The following is a 20211-nucleotide window of genomic DNA, read 5'->3' as shown; positions in this document are numbered from 1 at the left end:
TCCGGGCGGCACTGCCGGTGCCGGTGCCGCTGGTTTGGGTGCTGTTCCCGCGCTGGCCGGTGTGCTGCCGGCCGGTATCACTCTGACCGGCAGCGGCGGCCTGGACATCGCCGGCCTGGAATGGCTCGGGGCACGGGCGTACGACCCGGCCACCCGTGCCTTCCTCTCCACCGACCCCCTCGCCCCCGTCCTCGGTGCGGGCTGGGACGGCAACCCCTACGCCTACGCCGGCAACAATCCCCTGAACACCACCGACCCCACCGGACTGCGGCCCCTTACCGACGACGAGCTGAAGGCGTACGATCAGTCCGCCGGGAGCCACTGGGAATACGTTGTAGGTGGTCTGGCCGTCGCCGTCGGCGTTGCTGCGTTGTTCGTGCCCGGGCTCAACCTCATCGCGGCAGGAGCGATCGCCGGGGCATTGACCTCGGGCGGTCTCTCGGTCATTTCCCAAAAGGAGCAGAAGGGATCGGTCGACTGGTGGTCGGTCCTCGGTAACACCGCTATAGGCGCTGTCACCGGGGCAGCGGGCGGTGGTGCGGCCATGTGGACTAAGAGCATTATTGCGGGTGCCCCGGCAGGCCAAGCCGCGGCCGCGATCGGAGTTAGTGCGGGTGCCAATGGGGCCGTCGGTGCGGGTGCAGGCGCTGCGAGTTATCTTTATCAGAACGGCTGGCGCATCAACAACGGCTGGGACTTTGCTGGCAAGGCCGCAGGTGGTGGCTTCGCCGGTGCCGTCGGTGGCTTGGCGGGGCCGGCCGGTGGCAGCCTCGCCAGAGGGATTTCATTGTCGTCGACCGGAGTGGTTGCGAAGGCAGGAACGATTGCGATCAGTGGCGTTGGTGCGGGAACAGGTTCGATGCTGGAGAACGTCGTCGCCGGGGACCCGATTGACGTCGCTAAGGCCGGGAGAACAGGCCTGTTTGGCGCGGGCGCTGCCGTCATACCTGTGGGGCGTATACCGGCGTTCAACCAGACAGGTTTGAGCACGCTACGGCAGATGCCGTACTTTGCGCCTCGGACTTTGAACGGCATGTTCAATTACAACCAGACGAATACCGTGGGACTGTGGGGAGGCGCCTTTGGAGGTGGTTCTGTCGGCTTCGGTGGCGACCAACTCCAGAGCGCAGTGGGATGGTGAGCAAAACATGCCTAGAAGGGGTTGGTTGTTGTGGGAAGAAAAGCTGAGCATCCGGTACGGAATGCTCTGATCCTTAGTGGCGTGTTATTGAGCGCCACGGTCGCGGTGGTCCTGGTGGGACCTCAGGACCACGTATCGCAGGAGGTCGTGGCACTTCTCGCAGGTCTGGCTGTGGGTGTGTGGTTGCTTCGCTTCTCGCCGCCCTGGCGATGGCTTGCGATGCTGGTTTTGGTGCTTTCCCTCGTGCTTTGTCTGGTGTTGGGCCCAGCAGGAATCGCATGGTTCGGTGGGTTTATTTCGGGGACTCAGGCAGGGCTGGCCTGGCAGCATGCGAAGAAGCGGAGTCGTAAGCCCGCTAAGCCGGGCCGGAAGACCGCAAAGGAGCCGGAGTGGCTTGTTGATGGGCGGTGCCTTGGCACCGCCGCGGAAGCACGCGAGGCGGCTATTGCTGGACTGCATTCCCTAGACGGGAAGTCGCGTGGACGGTTGGCCGTTGAGTTTGGGTCGGCGCGTTTTGAGGTGGCCGGTGGTGGTGGGGTCGGGATGGTCTGTCATCGGAATGCTGACGCCACCAACGAGGGATCATGGGCGGTGCTGGCGCGGTCTGAGGACGTCGCGGATGAGTCTGTGGAGGTGCCTATGGGTGCTGGGATCGGCTATATGCCTGCTCGTTTCGTACACGGCCTCGCTTCCGTGCAAGCGGCCTTGGATGAGTTCTTAAAGAACCCGGAGTCTTCTTCGTTTGGGCCGGCCTGGTTGACTGGCAATCAGGCTGAGGGAACACGCCTGACTAACTATTAGCGGTTCGGCAGTCGAACTACTTTGGTCTGCTCCGGGCATCGTCCTGGACCTGATGCGACTGGGCCTGCCGGATACCTAACGAGCGTGGTCGCCCGCCCCGACGGACGAAGCTTCCCCGGCACGATCTGGGTGAATGTCCGTCTTTGTCCAGGCTGGGTGGATGCGTAGCCATCAACGCGGGAGTCAACAGAGCCAGGGTTCAGTCTCCGGCGTCGACCGCCTCCGGTGCACTTCAGCAGGCTGCGCGAACTAACACCAGTACTCTGTCCGGGCTGGTGGGCCTGGGGCCCGCTGCCCTGAAACTCTTCCGTTCCGCCACTTTTGGAACGACAGCGGCTGCCGGGCTGGATATCGCAAAGTTTTTAGTTACTGGGAATTAGGGTATGGAGAAATTAGTGAACAAGCGTGACGCAGCTCGACCTCGTGGACGGGACGAACTTCGCGATTTTTGGCTGCGAATGATTATTCCTGCTGTCCTCCTAGCACTGATCACTGTACTCATTGTCTTTTTGCCTCCTCAGGTCGTTATGGAGGCCGCCGTGATCGGGGGCGCGGGGATTCTGGCAGGCGGAGTGGTGGGTATTCTGACAGGAATCCGCGGACCGGCATGGCTGATCTATGCCCTGATTGCAGTTGAAACCGCTTTGCTCCTTGCGTTACCTACACCTTGGCGGTTGCTCGCCCTAATGAGCGTCCCAGTTTCGGCGCTTGGGTACGCGATGGGCAAGGAAATTGCCTATTACCGCTATAACAGCAGTCATGAAGTTTCGGAGACCGCATGGGTGGTCACGGGAGAAGCTATCGCCGATGTTAGAGAAGCCAAGCGCATTGCTATATCGAAGCTGAATGACTGGGAAAGCGTCCCGGACGGTCGTTTCGTAGTGTGTCTGGGCAACCGCCGTTTCGAGGCATGGGGCTCCGCCGCAGATGGATTCATAATTCATACCGCTCTTGATGACCGGGACCTTGCGACAATGTCAGTGCTCACGCGCCTCCCCCACGAGGAAGAAGAAGCCTCGATCGCGCTAGACCCGCACGGACTGCGCGCCTGGGTGCCTCTCGGGGTCAAGGTCCCCATCGATGTTGCGGCTAAAGCCCTGGAAGGGTTTTTTGAGACCCAAGGGGCTATAAGCCTGGACGGTTGGGCTTGGGAAAATGGGACCCGCGCCCAGGAGTTGCGCTTCTTTGATGAGGCTTCCTGAACTTGGATTTGTGCACAGGGAAGACTCCGGTGCGACCGAAGCGCCCTTCGACGGAGTGGGCCCTTGGTAGGTGAAGGTGTGGGCTCCGATCCAGAGGCTAAAGCCGATGGTGGTTTCACCGAGCAGGATCTGCTGCTAGGGAAGACTGCCGTGACGTTTATACGTGCTCTCTGCGCGCTAGGATTCGTGGTCTGTGTCGGAATTGCCATATTTGTGTTCATGAACGTCCCCTGGGGCACCCGGATGCCGTATGACGGAAAATACAACCGGAGCGGAAACGGAATTCCTATGCAGGTCGCAATGCTCCCCTGCCTGGTAGTTCTCTTCGAATTCTGGCATGGAGGAAGAAAACCTGATGCGCATCAGATGCGCAAGGGATCGCGGGTCGGGTTAGATATCCTCGGGCCCGGAATAGTTTTGGCCGCTGTTGTTGGCCAGTGGATAATGGGGCAATCAATTCTGGTTGCTGGCGGGTATCTAGCCGGTTAGTTTGGGTAGAGTCCGCACAGGCGGGGTGAGGGGCTCCTACTGCGCCAGAAACTACCATGTAAACAGTAATCGTGCGGCGCCAGATTGGAATGGACGAGACCTTATATCTCTGAGGACGCACTAGGATTTTTGTTCCAGAATCTTACAAGCGCGGCGTCATAAGGGATAAATAGGTACTGGAATGAAAAAAGAAACACTGGAAAGTCTACTAACCTCCCTAGAGGAGGAATTACGGCTTTCGGAGGAGAATCGCACCACAGGCGCTTCCGACTTGTCGCTGCAGACTGTCCTAGACTTACTTCGGAGCGCTGAGAAGACGGCAACTTCGGGCCATGCTGCGAAAGCTAAAGACGCTTTGAGTCTCGCTGCGCGCCAAGTAAGCGATTCCTGGTCCTTCTGTTCTACCTTAGGCATAGCAGTTCTTGAGTTTGTGCAGACCGCTAAACGGACCATGCTCTAGCCGATTTAGGATGACCAGCTCCGTCGCTGCCTACGTTGGCATGCATGCTGAATGAAGATCCGCTAGTAGCGCTTGCCGGGCAGCACGGCGTCGACGGGCGGCACGGCCGTGCTGGAGCGGATCACGAACTTGGTCGGATACTCGGTGTCTGCCGCCGCCGTGTCGGCGCCGCCTTCGAGCCCGGCGAGCAGGCGCCGGACCGCCAGGGCGCCCTGCCCCCGTGGATCCTGGTCGATGGTGGTCAGGCCGAAGAGCTCGCCAAGTTCGTGGCCGTCAATCCCGATGACCGACAGATCCTGGGGCACGCGCAGGCCGAAGTCGCGGGCGGCAAGGATGGTGCCGATCGCCATTTCATCCGAGGCCGCGAAGACCGCCGTCGGACGCTCCATCGAACTGCCGAGTAGTTGCCGTGCGCTGGCATACGCGCCCTGGATGGTGAAGTCGGCGGAAATCAGCCATTCCGGACGGATCGTCAGCCCGGCGTCGCGCATGGCTTTGGTGAAGCCGCCCTGCCGCGTACCCGGGAGCCGGAAGTCCTTCTCATATGCGGCGTCGCCGGTCATGTGGGCGATCCGGCTGTGGCCCAGCTGGATCAGGTGCCGGGCTGCCGCCTCGGCGATGCCCGAGTCGTTGATCCGGATCGTCGAGGCGCCCGGCAGCGGGCCGCCAATCCCGACAATGGGCCGGTGGATCGCGAGAAGTTGCTGGATCTCGGCCTCGCTGAGTTCCAGGGACACCGCAATGACCGCGTCCACACGCTTGCGCAGCAGGAAGTCATTGAGCACGCTGTGCCGGCGCTCTTCGCCCTCGCTGACGTTGTACAGCGTGAGGTCGTAGCCGGCGTCGAGCAGGGTCGCGGAGACGCCCTCAACCACCGAGGAGAAGAACCAGCGGTGCACGGACGGAACCACGACGCCCACGTTGTGGTTCCGCCCGGACGCCAGGCTGGAGGCGTGGTAGGACAGCACGAATCCGAGCTCGGCGGCGGCGGCTTGGGCCCGCTCACGGCTCTGGGCCGAGACATTGCCCTTGCCGCTCAAGGCACGCGAAACGGTGGCGATGGAGAGGCCGGCCCGTTCCGCGACGTCCTTGATGCCGGGCATTTTCAGCTCTCCGTGTCCTCGATGTAGATTTCCAGCCAAACAGTTTCACCTGAGCTTAACCGATGGGCGTCTTCTGCCTGCTCCGCGGTTCCGGAGCTGCGCAGCAGCACCTGTCCGGCGGGCAGCTCGAGCGGCTCCGGCCCGACGTTCAGCAGCACCGCGGTGGTGCCGTTGAGGTAGGCCAGGGAGGTGTCCGTGCACCAGTCCTCGAGCCAGGCAAGCGAGCCCTGGCCGAGGCTGAGCTCGCGCCGGAGTTCCAGCATCCGGCGGTACAGGTTCAGGTGCGACGACGGCGACGCGGCCTGGGCGTCGCGGGCCAGCCCGGCGAAGCTCGACGGCTGCGGCAGCCAGGGGTCGGCTCCGGCGCCGAACCCCGCGTGGGCTTCGCCGGAGCACCACGGCAGCGGAACCCGGCAGCCGTCCCGGCCCAGCCGCTCGCCGCCGGTGCGCCCGAAGGTGGGGTCCTGGCGCTGGTGGTCCGGGATGTCGATGCCGTCGGGCAGGCCGAGCTCCTCGCCCTGGTACAGGTAGGCGCCGCCGGGCAGGCCCAGCATGAACATCGAGGCTGCGGCCGCGCGGGAGCGTCCGAGCTCCTCGTACGGCTGCGCATCGGCCGGGCCGATGCCGTCGCCGTCGCGCGGAGCCGGACCGTTGTAGCCGAAACGGGTGGCATGGCGGACGACGTCGTGGTTGGACAGCACCCAGGTGCTCGGAGCTCCGACGGCGTCCAGGGCGGTCAGCGAGTCCGTGATGACGCGGCGCATGCGGTGCACATCCAGTCCGGCGTGCAGGTACGGGAAGTTGAAGGCCTGGTGCATCTCGTCGGGGCGGACCCAGTCGGCCAGCCGGGGGAGCGGGTCCACGTTGGCCTCGGCGCAGAGGATGCGGTCGGGACCGTATTCGGCCAGGATCCGGCGCCAGGTGCGGTAGATGTCGTGCAGTGCGGGCTGGCCGAACATCGGGGCCTCGTGCCCGGGGAAGCCGTGCGAGCTGTTGCCGTCGGCGCGGCCGCCCCACTCGGGCAGGCCCGGGGCCTTGACGAGCGCGTGCGCCACGTCGACGCGGAAACCGGAGACCCCTCGGTCCAGCCAGAAGCGCAGAACGCGCTCAAACTCGGCGTGGACGGCGTCGTTGTCCCAGTTGAAGTCCGGCTGGGAGGTGTCAAAAAGGTGCAGATACCACTGGCCGGGGGTTCCGTCCGGCTCGGTGATCCGGGTCCAGGCCGGGCCGCCGAAGTGCGACTGCCAGTTGTTGGGCGGCAGCTCGCCGGCGTCGCCGAGGCCGTCGCGGAAGATGAACATGTCCCGTTCCGGGCTGTCCGCGGGGGCGGCCAGCGCGGCCTGGAAAGCGGTGTGCTGGTCCGAGCAGTGGTTCGGCACCAAATCGACGATCAGGCGCAGGCCGAGCCGGGTGGCCTCGGCCATCATGGCGTCGAAGTCGGCCAGGGTGCCGAACAGGGGATCGACGTCGCAGTAGTCGCTGACGTCGTAGCCGGCGTCGCGCTGCGGGGAGCGGTAGAACGGCGAGAGCCAGACGGCGTCGATGTCAAGCTCCGCGAGCTGGTGCAGTTCGGCCGTAATGCCCGCCAGGTCGCCGACGCCGTCGCCGTTCAGGTCCCGGAAGGAACGCGGGTACACCTGGTAAATGACGGCGGAGCGCCACCAGCCGGGGGTGTGGTCTGCGGCATGCACCAGGGTCAAGGGGCTGGCCAGGGCGGAGAGGACTGAATCAACGGACATGCCGGTAATCGTAAGGCCCGCCGGCCAAAATTGAAAACGCTTCCAGTCGCAGGGCGCCGGCGTGCCGGATTCTCGCTCCCCGCCGAATCCCCGGGCGAAGACTGCATCCGGCCCCTGACTGCGCGGGTTCTCGGAATCCGCAGGAACACGGGCATGGTCGGCAGGCCGCGACACGCCCCGCTAGAATAACTTTCCAAAGCGTGCATCACCGTGTAGCTTGGAAGCGCTTGCAGCTGTGAGCCACATCACCGACGATGCCACCGGGCCCGGATCCTACCGATCAGGGCCCAACGCGTGGATGCAGGATTTTATGAAAGGGACACCAATGAAGGTGCAGAACACCCTCACGACCGGGACCAGCCGCCGGGTCTTCACGGCAGGCGCGATCTCCGTGGCCGCGGCGCTGGCACTGAGCGCCTGCGGCGGAGCGGCAGCCACCGCCCCGGCCACGGCCACCGCGAAGCCGGACCTCAAGTCCGCCGGCGCAGCCACGATCACCATGTGGGTCGACGCCGAGCGCTCGCCCGCGCTGAAGGACATCACCGCGAAGTTCCAGGCTGACACCGGTATCGAAGTAAAGCTCGTGGTCAAGGACTTCGCCGCAGTCCGCGACGACTTCATCACCCAGGTTCCTACCGGCAAGGGCCCGGACCTGATCGTCGGCCCGCACGACTGGGTAGGCAAGTTCGTCCAGAACGGCGTGATCGCACCTGTCGAGCTCGGCGACAAGAAGGCCTCCTTCCAGGATTCCTCCATCAAGGCCATGACCTACAACGGCTCGGTCTACGGCGTTCCCTACGCGATCGAGAACATCGCGCTGCTGCGCAACACCGCGATCGTGTCCGACACGGCCAAGACCATGGATGAGGTCATCGCCAACGGCAAGAAGGCCGTCGCCGACGGCAAGGCCAAGTTCCCGTTCCTCGTCGGAATGGACCCGAAGCAGGGCGACCCGTACCACCTGTACCCGCTGCAGTCCTCCATGGGCTCGCAGGTCTTCGGCAAGGCCTCCGACGGCGGCTACGACCCGAAGCAGCTTCTGATCGGCGACACCGCCGGCGTCGAGTTCGCCAAGAAGCTGGCCGCCTGGGGCGACGCCGGTGAGAAGATCATCAACTCCAACATCACCGGTGACATCGCCAAGGAGAAGTTCCTGGCCGGCGAATCCCCGTACTTCCTGACCGGCCCGTGGAATGTCCCGGACGTGCAGAAGAAGGGCATCAAGTTCGCCGTGGACGCACTGCCGACCACGGGCGGCCAGCCGGCCCAGCCGTTCATCGGTGTTAACGGCTTCTTCATTAGCGCCAAGAGCGCCAACGCCCTGGCCACCAACGAGTTCGTGACCAACTACCTCACGTCCGAGGCAGCCCAGGACTCCATGTACAAAGCCGGCGGCCGCCCGCCGGCGCTGAAGGCCTCCTTCGAGAAGGCTGCAAGCGACCCGGTTGTGTCAGCTTTCGGCAAGATCGGCGCCACCGGCGTCCCGATGCCGGCCATCCCGGAAATGAGCGCGGTCTGGGCTGACTGGGGAGCCACCGAGCTCGCCCTCATCAAGGGCCAGGGCGACCCCGCCGCTGACTGGGCCAAGATGGCAGCAAGCATTAAGACCAAAATCGGGGGCTAGCCCCCGAGCCGGTTCCTGACCCCTCAACACTTTTGAGGAGCGTCAGGAACCGGCCAGCACCGGGCCGGGCGGCACCAAACCGCCCGGCCCGTTCCTGCATCACCCCAGCTTCCCCCAAGGACTGAAGACAGCTATGCCAGAAACTGAACTCCGCGAGGGCTTAGGCCCCGACGTCGTGCCGGCCACCCAGGGCGCCGGCCCCTCCGCCCCCGGTAGGCAGCGCGTCACCTCCCGCCGCCGTTTCGGTCCGGACGGCACCAAGGGGACCATCGCCAAGATCGTCCTGCTGGGCCTCGTGGATGCCGTGGCCGTCTTCGTCCTGACGATGCTGTTCTTCAGCCACTCCTGGGCGGCTCTGGCCGTCTCCGCCGTCGTCGTGCTGGCGATCAACTGGATTTACCTGCGCAAGGGCGGCCTGCCCGCGAAGTACCTCGCGCCCGGCGTGCTGTTCCTGCTGGTCTTCCAGGTCTTTGTGGTCATGTTCAGCGGCTACATCGCCTTCACCAACTACGGCGACGGCCACAACAGCACCAAAGATGATGCCATTGCGGCCATCCAGCTCACCGCCCAGAAGCGTGTGCCCGACTCGCCGGCCTACAAGGCCGCCGTGCTGGCCAAAGACAACTCCTTCTACCTGCTCTTCACCGCCCCGGACGGCAAAGTCTCGCTCGGCAGCACCGACACCCCGCTGAAAAGCGTCGACGCAGCCGGCAAGGACTCCACCGGCAAGGCCAACGCCCTGGACGGGTACCGGACCCTGAACTTCCAGGAAATCGTGGCCAACCAAAAGCAGATCCTGGGCATCACCGTCCCGGTCTCCTCCGACCCAGCCGACGGCACCCTCCGCACCGCCGACGGCAGCAACGCCTACCAGTTCAAACCGGCCCTGAAGTACGACGCCGCCGCGGACACCTTCACCGACACCGACACCGGCTCCGTCTACCGCGACAACGGCAAGGGCGCCTTCGCGGCGGAAAGCGGCGAGACGCTGTCCACCGGTTGGAAGATCGACGTCGGCATGGAGAACTTCGCCCGCGCCTTCACGGACCCGAGCCTGCGCGGGCCGCTGCTGGGCGTGATCCTCTGGACCTTCACCTTCGCGCTCGCCTCGGTTGCCCTGACCTTCGCTCTGGGCCTCTTCCTCGCCATCGCCTTCAACCGCGAGGACCTCAAGGGCAAGAAGGTCTACCGGATCCTGATGATCCTGCCCTACGCCTTCCCCGCGTTCCTCACCGGGCTCGTCTGGTCCGGCATCCTGAACCCGGAGTTCGGCTGGCTCAACCAGACCCTGCTTGGGGGCGCCTCCATTGGCTGGCTGACCAACCCGGTGCTGGCCAAGATCAGCGTGCTGGTGGTCAACCTCTGGCTGGGCTACCCCTACATGTTCCTCGTCTGCACCGGTGCCCTGCAGTCCCTGCCGAGCGAGCTGGACGAGGCCGCCCGGATGGACGGCGCCAGCCCGTGGCGGGTGTTCCGCTCCATCAAGCTGCCGCTGCTGCTGGTCTCGATCGCGCCGCTGCTGATCTCGTCCTTCGCCTTCAACTTCAACAACTTCAATGTGATCTTTATGCTCACCGGCGGCGGTCCGCGCTTCGCGGATACCAACCGGGACATCGGAGCCACCGACATCCTGATCACCCTGGTGTACAAGGTGGCGTTCGGGCAGGGGACCGGCCGTGACTACGGCCTGGCCAGCGCCCTGGCGATCATCATCTTCATCATCGTGGCCACCGTATCGGCCATCAGCTTCAAGCAGACCAAGGCACTCGAGGACGTGAACTCATGAACGGGTCAGCACCGCGCACCGCTCCGGCGGAACCCACGACGGACCACCCGACCGCAGCCGGCGGCACCACCGACGTCGACTACCTCAAGTCCCTGCACCGCCGGCGCCCGTTCGGGGCCTGGTTCAAGGACAAGGGCTGGCGCCACGTGGTCGGCGTCGTCGTCACCATTTTCGCCATCTTCCCGCTGCTGTACGTGCTCTCGGCGGCCCTGAACTCCACCGGCACCCTGGTGGGCTCCAACGCCCTGTTCAGCAAGATCGACTTCGGCAACTTCGCGGCGCTCTTCAACATCCCGTCGCGGCCCTTCGCCCGCTGGTTCCTCAACACCCTGGTGGTGGGCGGCGTGACCTCCGTGGCCACGGTGTTCCTCGGCGCCATGGCGGCGTACGCCTTCTCCCGGATGCGCTTCACCGGCCGCCGCGTGGGCCTGCTGAGCCTGCTGCTGCTGCAGATGTTCCCGCAGCTGCTGGCCGTGGTGGCCATCTTCCTGCTGCTCAGCGGCATCTCCGAGGTCATCCCGGCGCTGGGCCTGGGCAGCCAGCTGGGCCTGATCATGGTCTACCTGGGCGGCGCACTGGGCGTGAACACCTACCTGATGTACGGCTTCTTCAACACCGTGCCGCAGTCCCTGGACGAGGCCGCCAAGATCGACGGCGCCAGCCACACCCAGATCTTCTTCGGCATCATCATGCGCCTGGTCACCCCCATCCTGGCGGTCGTGGGGCTGCTGACCTACATCTCCATCTCCGGCGAATTCGTCATCGCGTCCGTGGTGCTCACGGACCCGGACAGCCAGACCCTGGCCGTCGGCCTCTACTCGTTCGTGGCGCAGCAGCGCTCCGAAAACTGGGGCGTCTTCGCGGCCGGTGCGGTGATCTCCGCCCTGCCGGTGATGGCCCTGTTCCTGTTCCTGCAGCGCTACATCGTCAGCGGCCTGACGGCGGGCTCGGTGAAGGGCTAGGCATGCCGGCGGCGCACACGGCGGGGCCGCTTCCGCACCACGACGGCTCGGGGCTGCACGCCCCGCAGCGCGTGGAACTCGGGGAAGCGGCCCGGCTCCGGCTCCGCATCCCCGAGGCATGGGGGCACGCGAGCCGGGTCTGGCTCCGCTCCGTGCACGACGGCGAACCCCGCTACACCGCCGCCGCCGGCCTCGGTACGGCCGACGGCTGGGCCTGGTGGGAGGCCGAGCTGGCGGTCACCAACCCGGTGGCCCGCTACCGCTTCCTGATCGAGGCCGGGCAGCAGTACTGGAGTCTCAACGCCCAGGGCCTCTTCAACCGCGACGTCTCCGACTACGCCGACTTCCGGCTCGCAACCTACCCGGCCGGCCCAGAGTGGCTGCGCCGGGGCACCATGTACCAGGTCTTCCCGGACCGCTTCGCGCGCTCGTCCGCCGGACAAAACCCAGCTTCGGCGCACCCGGCCCCGGACTGGGCCGTCCCCTGCGACTGGGACACCACCGCGGTGCAGGGCGCCTCCGCGCAGACGCCCCTGCAGTTCTACGGCGGCGACCTGCACGGCATCACCGAGCACCTGGACCACATCCAGGAGCTCGGGGCGGACATCATCTACCTGACGCCGTTCTTCCCGGCGCGCTCCAACCACCGCTACGACGCCTCCACCTTCACCGCGGTGGACCCGTTGCTCGGCGGCGATGAGGCCCTGGTGGAACTCGTCGAAGCGGCCCACGCCCGCGGCCTGAAGGTTATGGGCGACCTGACCGCCAACCACTCCGGCGACGCCCATGAGTGGTTCCAGCGGGCCCTCGCCGACCCCGGCTCCGAGGAAGCCGGCTACTACTACTTCAGCGCGGACCACAGCAGCTACGAGGCCTGGTACGGTGTGCCTTCCCTGCCCAAGCTCAACTGGGCCTCGGCCGGCCTGCGGGAGAAATTCGTGCTCGACGACGATTCCCCGGTGGCGCGCTGGCTCCGTCCGCCGTTCGACCTGGATGGCTGGCGGATCGACGTCGGCAATATGACCGGGCGGCTGGGAGTGACCGACCTCAACCAGGAGGTGGCCCGGCTGATCGCGGAGCGGGTCCGGGCGATCAACCCGGACGCGGCGCTGCTGGCGGAGGCAACCAACGACGCCGCGCCGGACTTCAGCGGCGAGCACTGGCACGGCGCCATGACCTACTCCAACTTCACCCGCCCGCTGTGGGCCTGGCTCGCCGGCGACGCCGGGCATGTCAACTTCTTCGGCACACCCCTGGCCGGACCGAACCGGATCGACGCGGAGGATTTCCTCGCCACCCACCAGGACCTCGCCGCGGCCTTCAGCTGGAACGTCCGGCAGCAGAACATGAACGCCCTGAACAGCCACGACACGGCCCGGGCCGCCACCGTGATGATCGACGGCGGCCAGCAGCTCGGCGCGGTGCTGATGTTCACCCTCCCCGGGGTGCCGGTGGTGTTCGCCGGCGACGAGTTCGGGCTCAAAGGCGACAACGGGGAGTTCTCCCGGACGCCCATGCCCTGGAACGACCCCGCCCGGGTCCCGGCCGATCTGCGCGGCGCCTACACCGCACTCACCGCGCTGCGCCGGGACCAGCCGGCGCTCACGGGCGGCGGCATCCGCTGGCTGCACGCGCAGGGGGATGTGCTGGCCTTCGTCCGGGAAACCGCGGACAGCGCGGTGCTGGTGGTGGTGGCCCGGGCCGCCGCGGACGTGCACCTCGCCGCGGGCCTGCTCTCCGACCGACAGCTCGCTGCCCTCGCCCTGCCGCCGGCCTTCGCTGTCGGAGACATCACTGCGGCCGGGGCACACTTCCGGGCCGGCGGCCCGGCGGCCGCCGCCTGGGTGCTCCCCGGGGTCACGCTGCCGGCACCCTAGACTGAAGGCCAGGACTGAAGGCCGGATTCGACGGAGAACTGGAGAGCCATGCGCAGCATTGTTGAGGAGCTGACGAACGCCCTCGGAGCGGAAAAGGTCGTGGTGGACGAGGCCTCCCTCGCCGGCTACGCCGTGGACCAGGCCCCCGTGCTGGACTACCAGCTCCCGCAGGCCGCGGTCCTCGCCGAATCGATCGAAGACGTCCAGGCCGCCGTCCGGGTGTGCGCCGCCAGCAGGGTGCCGCTGGTGGCCCGCGGTGCCGGCACCGGTGTGTCCGGCGGCGCCCACGCCAGCGAGGGGTGTGTGGTGCTCAGCCTGGAACGGATGAACCGCATCCTAAACCTGAATGCGGACGACGAGACCGCCGTCGTCGAACCCGGGGTCATCAACGCGGACCTCAACGCTGCCGCCGCCGTGCATGGGCTGATGTACGCCCCGGATCCCGCGAGCTACAGGATCTCCACCATCGGCGGGAACGTCGCCACCAACGCGGGCGGGCTCCGGTGCGCGAAGTACGGGGTGACCCGGGACTCGGTCCTGGCGCTCGACGTCGTGCTCGCGGACGGTTCGCTCATCCACACCGGGCACCAGACCTTCAAGGGCGTGGCCGGCTACGATCTCACCGGGCTGTTCGTGGGCTCGGAGGGGACCCTCGGCATCGTCGTCGGGGTCACGGTGCGCCTGAAGTACCTGCCGCGGGAGGTGCACACGATCGCCGCGTTCTACCCGGACTTCCGCAGCGCTGCCGCGGGCGTCCTCGCCGTCGGCCGGGCACGGGTGCAGCCGGCCATCATGGAACTGCTCGACGGCGGCACCCTGGCCCAGCTCGATGCGATCCACGGCTCGGACCTGGCCTCCCGCGGCACCTCGCTGCTGCTGATCCAGACCGACGGCTTCGGCGCCGCCGCCGAGGCCGCAGCGATCCGGCCGCTGCTCGCCGCCGGCGGGGCCGTGGTGACCATGGAGGCCAACGCCGAAGCCGAACAGCTGGTGGAACTGCGCCGCAACAGCCGCGGCGTGGAGGTCGACGACGAATACCGGGTGGGCGAGGACGTCGCCGTGCCGCGCTCCCGGCTGGTGGACTACGTCGAAGAGCTCGAGGCCATGGCCGTGCGGCATGAGGTCAAGCTCAAGGTGGTGGCGCACGCCGGCGACGGCAACCTGCACCCCACCTTCTGGGTGGACCGGACCGGGGACGCGGTGGACGCGGGGGCCATGGAGCGGCTCGGCGCCGCCCTGGACGATTCCGTCACCGTGGCACTCGCGATGGGCGGCACCATCACGGGCGAGCACGGCGTGGGCCAGTACAAGCTGCGCTGGCTGGGCCTGGAGCAGAAAGAACCGGTGCGCGAACTGCAACGCCGGGTCAAGGAGCTCTTCGACCCGGCCGGCATCCTGAACCCCGGCAAGGCGATTTAGCCCGGCCGTGCTTCTTCCCTAGTCGTCCGCGTCCGGGTACTCGTTTTCGTCGATGGACTCGTCGTCGCCGTAGCGGGATTCCTCGGTCTCGACTTCGAGGATCTTCAGCAGCTCGGTGTCCGGGTTGAGCATGATCGCGGCCTCGTCCCGGCGGTGCCTCAGCTCGGAGTCGATGTACGACTGCACGGCCTCGGCCAGCGGGATGTGCCGGTTCTCCTTCTCGGACATGTACCAGCGGTGTTCCAGGATCTCGTGCACGGCTTCCGCAGGTTCCAGCTTCCCGGACAGGTCCCGGGGGATCGAGCGGACGATCGGCTCGAAGATCTGGCTTACCCAGAGATGGGCGCTGTATTCCTCGTCCATGCCCGGGTTGTTGTCCGCCCGGAACGAGTCCATGTCGTTCAGCAGCCGCCGGGCCTGATTCTCCTGGGCGTCCAGTCCGGTCAGGCGCAGCAGCCGGCGCTGGTGGTGCCCGGCGTCCACGACCTTGGGCTGCAGCTGGATCGTGGAGCCGTTCTGCGTGGTCTTGATGGCGTATTCCTCGACGTCGAAGCCGAGTTCGTTGAGCCGGCGGATACGGGCGGCCACGCGCCAGCGCTCGCCGATCTCGAACGACTCCTTCTCGGTCAGCTCGGTCCAGAGCCGACGGTAGCTCTCCATGATCAGCTCGCTGGTGGCAACGGGATCCACCTTCTCCTCGATCAGGCCGCCGTCGAGCAGGTCCATCAGTTCACCGGCGATGTTGACCCGGGCAATCTCCAGGTCGTACTCGCGCTGGCCTGTGGACAGGTCCGGGTACAGCTCACCCGTCTCCGCGTCCACGAGGTAGGCGGCGAAGGCGCCGGCGTCGCGGCGGAACAGGGTGTTGGAGAGGGACACATCGCCCCAGTAGAAGCCGATCAGGTGCAGCCTAACCAGCAGCAGGGCCTGGGCATCGATCAGGCGCGTGAGGGTGTCCTTGCGCAGCATCTGGGAGAACAGCGCCCGGTACGGCATGGAGAACTTCAGGTGCCGGGTGACCAGCACCGGGTTCAGCGGCCGGCCCTCGGGCGTGGTCCGGCCGGTGATGACCGCCACCGGCTCCACGCACGGGACGTCCAGTCGGGCGAGCTTGCGGAGCATGTGGTATTCGTGCCGGGCGATATGCTCCGAGGTCTCCTTGATGGCGATCACGGAGCCGCCCAGATGGGCGAACCGCACGATGTGCCGGGAGATGCCGCGGGGCAGGGCGGCGAGGTATTCCGCCGGCCAGTCCTCCAGCGCGATGTGCCAGGGCAGGTCCAGCAGTTCGGGTTCCGTGGCGGCGGCCGTGATGCTCAGCGAGCTGGAGACGGCCTTGTCGTCATTGGCGCTGGCGGCCTGATACCGGGGCAGTTTGCCGATCTGCCCGTAGTCAGTGGGTTCGTCGTGCCACTGGGCACCGTTGTCCTCGCTCATGCGGTTCTCCTCGGTCATGAGGCAATTCTCCCGCACAGGGCGGGCGGCGCCTAAAGCCGGACGGTTAACGCCCGACGGCGGCCCTCCCGAGGGAGGACCGCCGTCGTTCTCTAAGCCGGAACGTCAGTCGCCCAGGCGCAGACCGGTCTTGGTATCGAACAGGTGCACGTGGCCCGACTGCGGGCGGACCCAGATGGACTCGCCCTTCATCGGGGGACGGCGGCCGTCGACGCGGGCCACGATGTCGTGGCTCTTGCCGTCCAGCGTGGTGTGCCCGTAGACATAGGCGTCGGCGCCGAGTTCCTCGACGACGTCGACCTCAACCTGGAGGCCGTCGCCCTCGGGGGCGGTCTCGAGGTCCTCGGGGCGGGAACCCAGTGTCACGGTGGAGCCGGAAGCGTCCTCGAGGACGTCGCGCGGTACCGGGTAGACGGTGCCGCCGAACTGCACGCCGCCGTCGACGACGGGAAGTTCGAGCAGGTTCATGGCGGGGGAGCCGATGAAGCCGGCGACGAAGACGTTCTTCGGCTTGTCGTACAGGTTGCGCGGGGTGTCGACCTGCATCAGCAGGCCGTCCTTGAGCACGGCGACGCGGTCACCCATGGTCATGGCCTCGACCTGGTCGTGGGTGACGTAGACGGTGGTGACGCCGAGGCGGCGGGTCAGCGACGCGATCTGCGTGCGGGTCTGGACGCGGAGCTTGGCGTCGAGGTTGGACAGCGGCTCGTCCATCAGGAACACCTGCGGGTTGCGCACGATGGCGCGGCCCATGGCGACGCGCTGGCGCTGGCCGCCGGAGAGGGCCTTCGGCTTGCGGTCCAGGTACGGCTCGAGGTCCAGGAGCTTGGCGGCTTCACGGACACGCTCGGCGCGCTCTTCCTTGCTGACGCCGGCGATCTTCAGCGCAAAGCCCATGTTGTCCGCGACCGTCATGTGCGGGTAGAGGGCGTAGTTCTGGAAGACCATGGCGATGTCGCGGTCCTTCGGCGGGACGTCGGTGACATCGCGGTCGCCGATCAGGATCCGGCCGGAGTTGACGTCCTCAAGGCCTGCGAGCATACGCAGGGAGGTGGACTTTCCGCAGCCGGAGGGTCCAACGAGGACCAGGAACTCGCCGTCGGCGATTTCAATGTTGAGCTTGTCAACAGCGGGCTTCTCTGTGCCCGGGTACAGACGCGTAGCGTTATCAAAAGTAACTGTAGCCACAGTCATCAATCCTTTCACCGGCAGGTACGTGCCGGACGATCCGTAGTGAATGGTTCTTTTTATTCAGTTGTGGCATCCGAAGGATGCGCATGCTCCTCGGCCGAAGCCGAGGAGCATCCAATGACGCCGCACGGTAGTTGTGCGCCACATCACATACAGAGTATGTCAGATTTTTGGTTTTAGGGTGAAAAGGTTACGGATCTCACAAGTGGGCTCCCTCACGTAGAGCCGGAAGCGCCTGTGTATGCTGTGCGCATGACGGCCCTCCAGATCTATGTCAGTTTCCCCGGCACGGCGCGGGAAGCCCTTGGCTTCTATGCGGACGTTTTCGGTGGAGAGCTGGCTATGTTCACGTATGAGCAGTTCAACCGCACCGACGGCCCGCCGGACGCCATTGCCCACGGCCAGCTGACCGGCGCCGTCGCCCTGGCGGGCTCGGACGCGGCGCCGGGCGAGAAAAGTGTCCGGTTCGAAGGCCTGATGCTCTCGCTGCTGGGGACTGCCGAACCGGCCGTCCTCCACGAGTGGTTCGACAAACTCGCCGTCGACGGCCGGGTGATCGACCCCCTCGCCCCGAAGCCTTGGGGCGCATCGGACGGCCAGGTGGTCGACCGGCACGGACTTCACTGGCTGATTGGCTACGAACCCGAGTCCTGACCCAACTGACTCGCATTAGTTGTCGTTTTGAGGGCTGATAACGACAACTACTGCGAGTTAGTTGGGGTGCGGGGCTGGTTAGGCGCCGACGGCCTTCCGGCGCTCGCGCAGCAGTGCCTCCAGCAGCTCCGACACGTGCACCAAGGCCTCCACCCGGAACTCGGCCTGGGTGAAATCCAGGCCCACCTTGACGCCCAGGTCCCCGCGGATGAGGCTGCCCAGGGCGTCCTCGTCCGTGGTGTCGTCGCCGGCGAACACGACGGCAGTGGCCCCGGTGGCCTGGCGGAGGAAGGAGATCCCCTCGCCCTTGGAGGCGTGGACAACCGAGGTCTCCAGCACCCGGTTTCCGGTCTTGAGGAAGACCCCGGGGCGGTCCTGCAGGGCGGCCTTCGCAGCGGCCACCGCGTCCTCGGCGACGTCGTTCGCGGCCAGCCGGGTGTGCAGCACGACGCCGGCCGGCTTGTCCTCGAGCAGGGTTCCGGGCGCCTGCTCCACGATTTCCGCCAGAATCCGGCGCACATCCGCGAGCAGCTCGCGCTGGGCGTCTTCGAGCACGAGTTCGCTGGAGCCGGGGCCCATCCAGACCTCCGCTCCGTGGCTGCCGATCAGCAGGGTCTGCTCCGGGGGCGAGGCGACGGCACGCAGGCTGTCGAGGGCACGGCCGGAGATGAGCGCCGTCGTCGTCCGCGGAAGCTCGGCGAGGGCGGCGAAAGCGGCGGCGGAACGGGGGAGGGCCCGGGAGTCTTCGGCGTGGTCCACCAGCGGGGCCATGGTGCCGTCGAAATCCATCGCGACCAGCAGCTCCTCGGTTCCCGCGACCCGGCGCACGGCCTCCAGCAACTCGGGCGAGAGTGAGAGCCGTGTGTTGGCTGGATTGGCGTCAGGAGTCATCGCGCACCACCTTCTCCTGCAGCGCGCGGAGGAAGTCGGCGGACCAGAGGTCGACGTCGTTCGTCAGGATCTGCTTGCGCATGGCGCGCATCCGGCGGGCGGCCTCGGCGGGCTGCATGTTGACCGCCCGCATGATGGTGTCCTTGAGCCCGTCGATGTCGTGCGGGTTCATCAGGAGGGCCTGCTTGAGCTGGTCCGCTGCGCCGGCGAATTCACTGAGCACCAGGGCGCCGTCGTTGTTCGTCCGGGCCGTGACATATTCCTTGGCGACCAGGTTCATGCCGTCGCGCAGGGCGGTGACGAGCATGACGTCGGCGGCCAGGTACAGCGCGACCATTTCCTCGATCGGGTAGCTGTGGTGCAGGTACCGGACGGCGGTGTTCTGCATGGTGTCGAAGGTGCCGTTGATGTGGCCAACGGTGCCCTCGACTTCCTCGCGCAGCAGCCGGTACTGTTCGACGCGCTCGCGGCTGGGGCTGGCGACCTGGATCAGGGAGGCGTCCTCCACCGTGACCTTGCCATCCTCGAGTAGTTCCTCGTAGGCCTTGAGCCGGTGCCGGATGCCCTTGGTGTAGTCGAGCCGGTCGACGCCGAGCAGGATGGTCTTGGGGTTGCCGAGGTCGCGGCGGATCTGCTTGGCCCGCTCGATGATCTCGGGCTTCTGCGCCAGTTCGGTGATCTGCTTGACGTCGATGGAGATCGGGAAGGCCTGGGCGCGGGCGATGTGGGTGGTTTCGCCGTCGGCGCCCTTGACGTGGACCTGCTGCTGCTTGACGCTGGCGCCGAGGAAGCGGCGGGCCGAGCGCATGAAGTTCCCGGCGTCGCTGCTGCGCTGGAAGCCCACCAGGTCCGCGCCCAGCAGGCCGTCGATGATCGCGCGGCGCCAGGGCAGCTGCGCGAAGATCTCCGGCGGCGGGAAGGGAATGTGGTTGAAGAAGCCGATCTTGAGGTCCGGGCGCGCCTCGCGGAGCATCTTGGGCACCAGCTGGAGCTGGTAGTCCTGCACCCAGACCGTGGCGCCCTGCGCCGCGTGGCGGATGACGGCGTCGGCGAACCGCTTGTTGACCTTGCGGTAGGAGTCCCACCAGGCACGGTGGAACTCCGGCGGCGCAATCACGTCGTGGTAGAGCGGCCAGAGCGTGGCGTTGGAGAAGCCCTCGTAGTACAGCTCGATGTCACGGGTGCTGAGCTGGACGGGGATGAGGTCGATGCCGCCGTGGCTGAAGGGCTCGAGGTGCTCGTCCGGGGCGCCGTGCCAGCCCACCCAGGCGCCGTCGGTCTTGGTCATCATGGGGGCCAGTGCCGTGACCAGGCCACCGGGAGAGCGGCGCCAGCCGTCCTCGCAGCCCGGCTCGTCCGGGGAGCAGCGGTCCACAGGCATCCGGTTGGACACCACCATAAAATCAAAGGTGTCGAC

At 66.4% G+C, this 20211-nt stretch carries 16 protein-coding genes; 10 read left to right on the top strand and 6 right to left on the bottom strand.

Features of this window, described 5'->3' with window-relative positions; all coding sequences use genetic code 11:
• The 4 genes from ABLI39_RS16245 to ABLI39_RS16230 all read left to right on the top strand — a co-directional run.
• Positions 1–1141 (top strand): RHS repeat-associated core domain-containing protein (locus tag ABLI39_RS16245; RefSeq protein WP_349414536.1); only part of this gene is annotated, 1141 nt, incomplete at its 5' end.
• 147 nt (positions 1142–1288) lie between these two features.
• Positions 1289–1942 (top strand): hypothetical protein, encoded by a 654-nt coding sequence (locus ABLI39_RS16240; protein WP_349414534.1) that lies wholly within the window; start codon positions 1289–1291, stop codon positions 1940–1942.
• Positions 1943–2337: 395 nt separating this feature from the next.
• Positions 2338–3144, top strand: a complete 807-nt coding sequence (locus ABLI39_RS16235) for a hypothetical protein (protein WP_349414532.1) — start codon at positions 2338–2340, stop codon at positions 3142–3144.
• A gap of 78 nt (positions 3145–3222) precedes the next feature.
• A complete protein-coding gene (locus ABLI39_RS16230; RefSeq protein WP_349414530.1) occupies positions 3223–3633 on the top strand; it encodes a hypothetical protein in 411 nt (136 codons plus the stop codon).
• Positions 3634–4155: 522 nt separating this feature from the next.
• On the opposite strand, the gene ABLI39_RS16225 is transcribed toward ABLI39_RS16230, so the two are convergent.
• Together ABLI39_RS16225 and ABLI39_RS16220 are read right to left on the bottom strand one after the other, a co-directional pair.
• Positions 4156–5196, bottom strand: a complete 1041-nt coding sequence (locus ABLI39_RS16225; protein WP_349414528.1) for a LacI family DNA-binding transcriptional regulator — start codon at positions 5194–5196, stop codon at positions 4156–4158.
• A 2-nt stretch (positions 5197–5198) separates the two neighbouring features.
• On the bottom strand, positions 5199–6935 hold the full coding sequence (locus tag ABLI39_RS16220; RefSeq protein ID WP_349414526.1) for a glycoside hydrolase family 13 protein: 1737 nt from the start codon (positions 6933–6935) through the stop codon (positions 5199–5201).
• A gap of 325 nt (positions 6936–7260) precedes the next feature.
• Here ABLI39_RS16220 and ABLI39_RS16215 point away from each other — a divergent pair, with 325 nt between their 5' ends.
• The 5 genes from ABLI39_RS16215 to ABLI39_RS16195 all read left to right on the top strand — a co-directional run bounded on the left by ABLI39_RS16215 (position 7261) and on the right by ABLI39_RS16195 (position 14603).
• A complete protein-coding gene (locus tag ABLI39_RS16215; RefSeq protein ID WP_349414524.1) occupies positions 7261–8559 on the top strand; it encodes a sugar ABC transporter substrate-binding protein in 1299 nt (432 codons plus the stop codon).
• Between the two features lie 133 nt (positions 8560–8692).
• Positions 8693–10345 carry an ABC transporter permease subunit gene (locus ABLI39_RS16210; protein WP_349414522.1) on the top strand — a complete coding sequence of 551 codons (1653 nt, stop codon included), beginning with the start codon at positions 8693–8695 and terminating at the stop codon, positions 10343–10345.
• Positions 10342–11307, top strand: a complete 966-nt coding sequence (locus tag ABLI39_RS16205) for a sugar ABC transporter permease (protein WP_349414520.1) — start codon at positions 10342–10344, stop codon at positions 11305–11307. The genes ABLI39_RS16210 and ABLI39_RS16205 overlap by 4 nt, the downstream gene beginning before the upstream one ends.
• Positions 11308–11309: 2 nt before the next feature.
• Positions 11310–13184: a glycoside hydrolase family 13 protein gene (locus ABLI39_RS16200; RefSeq protein ID WP_349414519.1), complete on the top strand. Its 1875-nt coding sequence runs from the start codon at positions 11310–11312 to the stop codon at positions 13182–13184.
• A 48-nt stretch (positions 13185–13232) separates the two neighbouring features.
• Complete coding sequence (locus tag ABLI39_RS16195; RefSeq protein WP_349414517.1) at positions 13233–14603, top strand: FAD-binding oxidoreductase; 1371 nt, start codon at positions 13233–13235, stop codon at positions 14601–14603.
• A gap of 18 nt (positions 14604–14621) precedes the next feature.
• Here ABLI39_RS16195 and ABLI39_RS16190 read toward each other — a convergent pair whose 3' ends face one another.
• Positions 14622–16040 (bottom strand): DUF4032 domain-containing protein, encoded by a 1419-nt coding sequence (locus tag ABLI39_RS16190; protein WP_349414544.1) that lies wholly within the window; start codon positions 16038–16040, stop codon positions 14622–14624.
• Between the two features lie 123 nt (positions 16041–16163).
• Positions 16164–17246, bottom strand: coding sequence for an ABC transporter ATP-binding protein (locus ABLI39_RS16185; RefSeq protein WP_349414515.1), 1083 nt, complete (start codon positions 17244–17246; stop codon positions 16164–16166).
• Positions 17247–17501: 255 nt separating this feature from the next.
• Here ABLI39_RS16185 and ABLI39_RS16180 point away from each other — a divergent pair, with 255 nt between their 5' ends.
• A complete protein-coding gene (locus tag ABLI39_RS16180) occupies positions 17502–17903 on the top strand; it encodes a VOC family protein (RefSeq protein WP_349414513.1) in 402 nt (133 codons plus the stop codon).
• 78 nt (positions 17904–17981) lie between these two features.
• Here the strand turns inward: ABLI39_RS16180 and otsB are convergent, their stop codons facing one another.
• Both otsB and ABLI39_RS16170 read right to left on the bottom strand, forming a co-directional pair.
• Complete coding sequence (gene otsB, locus ABLI39_RS16175; RefSeq protein ID WP_349414511.1) at positions 17982–18794, bottom strand: trehalose-phosphatase; 813 nt, start codon at positions 18792–18794, stop codon at positions 17982–17984.
• Positions 18784–20193, bottom strand: coding sequence for an alpha,alpha-trehalose-phosphate synthase (UDP-forming) (locus tag ABLI39_RS16170; RefSeq protein WP_349414542.1), 1410 nt, complete (start codon positions 20191–20193; stop codon positions 18784–18786). The genes otsB and ABLI39_RS16170 overlap by 11 nt, the downstream gene beginning before the upstream one ends.
• Positions 20194–20211: the final 18 nt, after the last annotated feature.

Origin of the sequence: Pseudarthrobacter sp. B907, assembly GCF_040137805.1 — a bacterium.
Classification (GTDB): Bacteria; Actinomycetota; Actinomycetes; order Actinomycetales; family Micrococcaceae; genus Arthrobacter.
The sequence above is the reverse complement of the archived record's forward strand: the minus strand, read 5'-3'. Positions and strand labels throughout refer to the sequence as shown.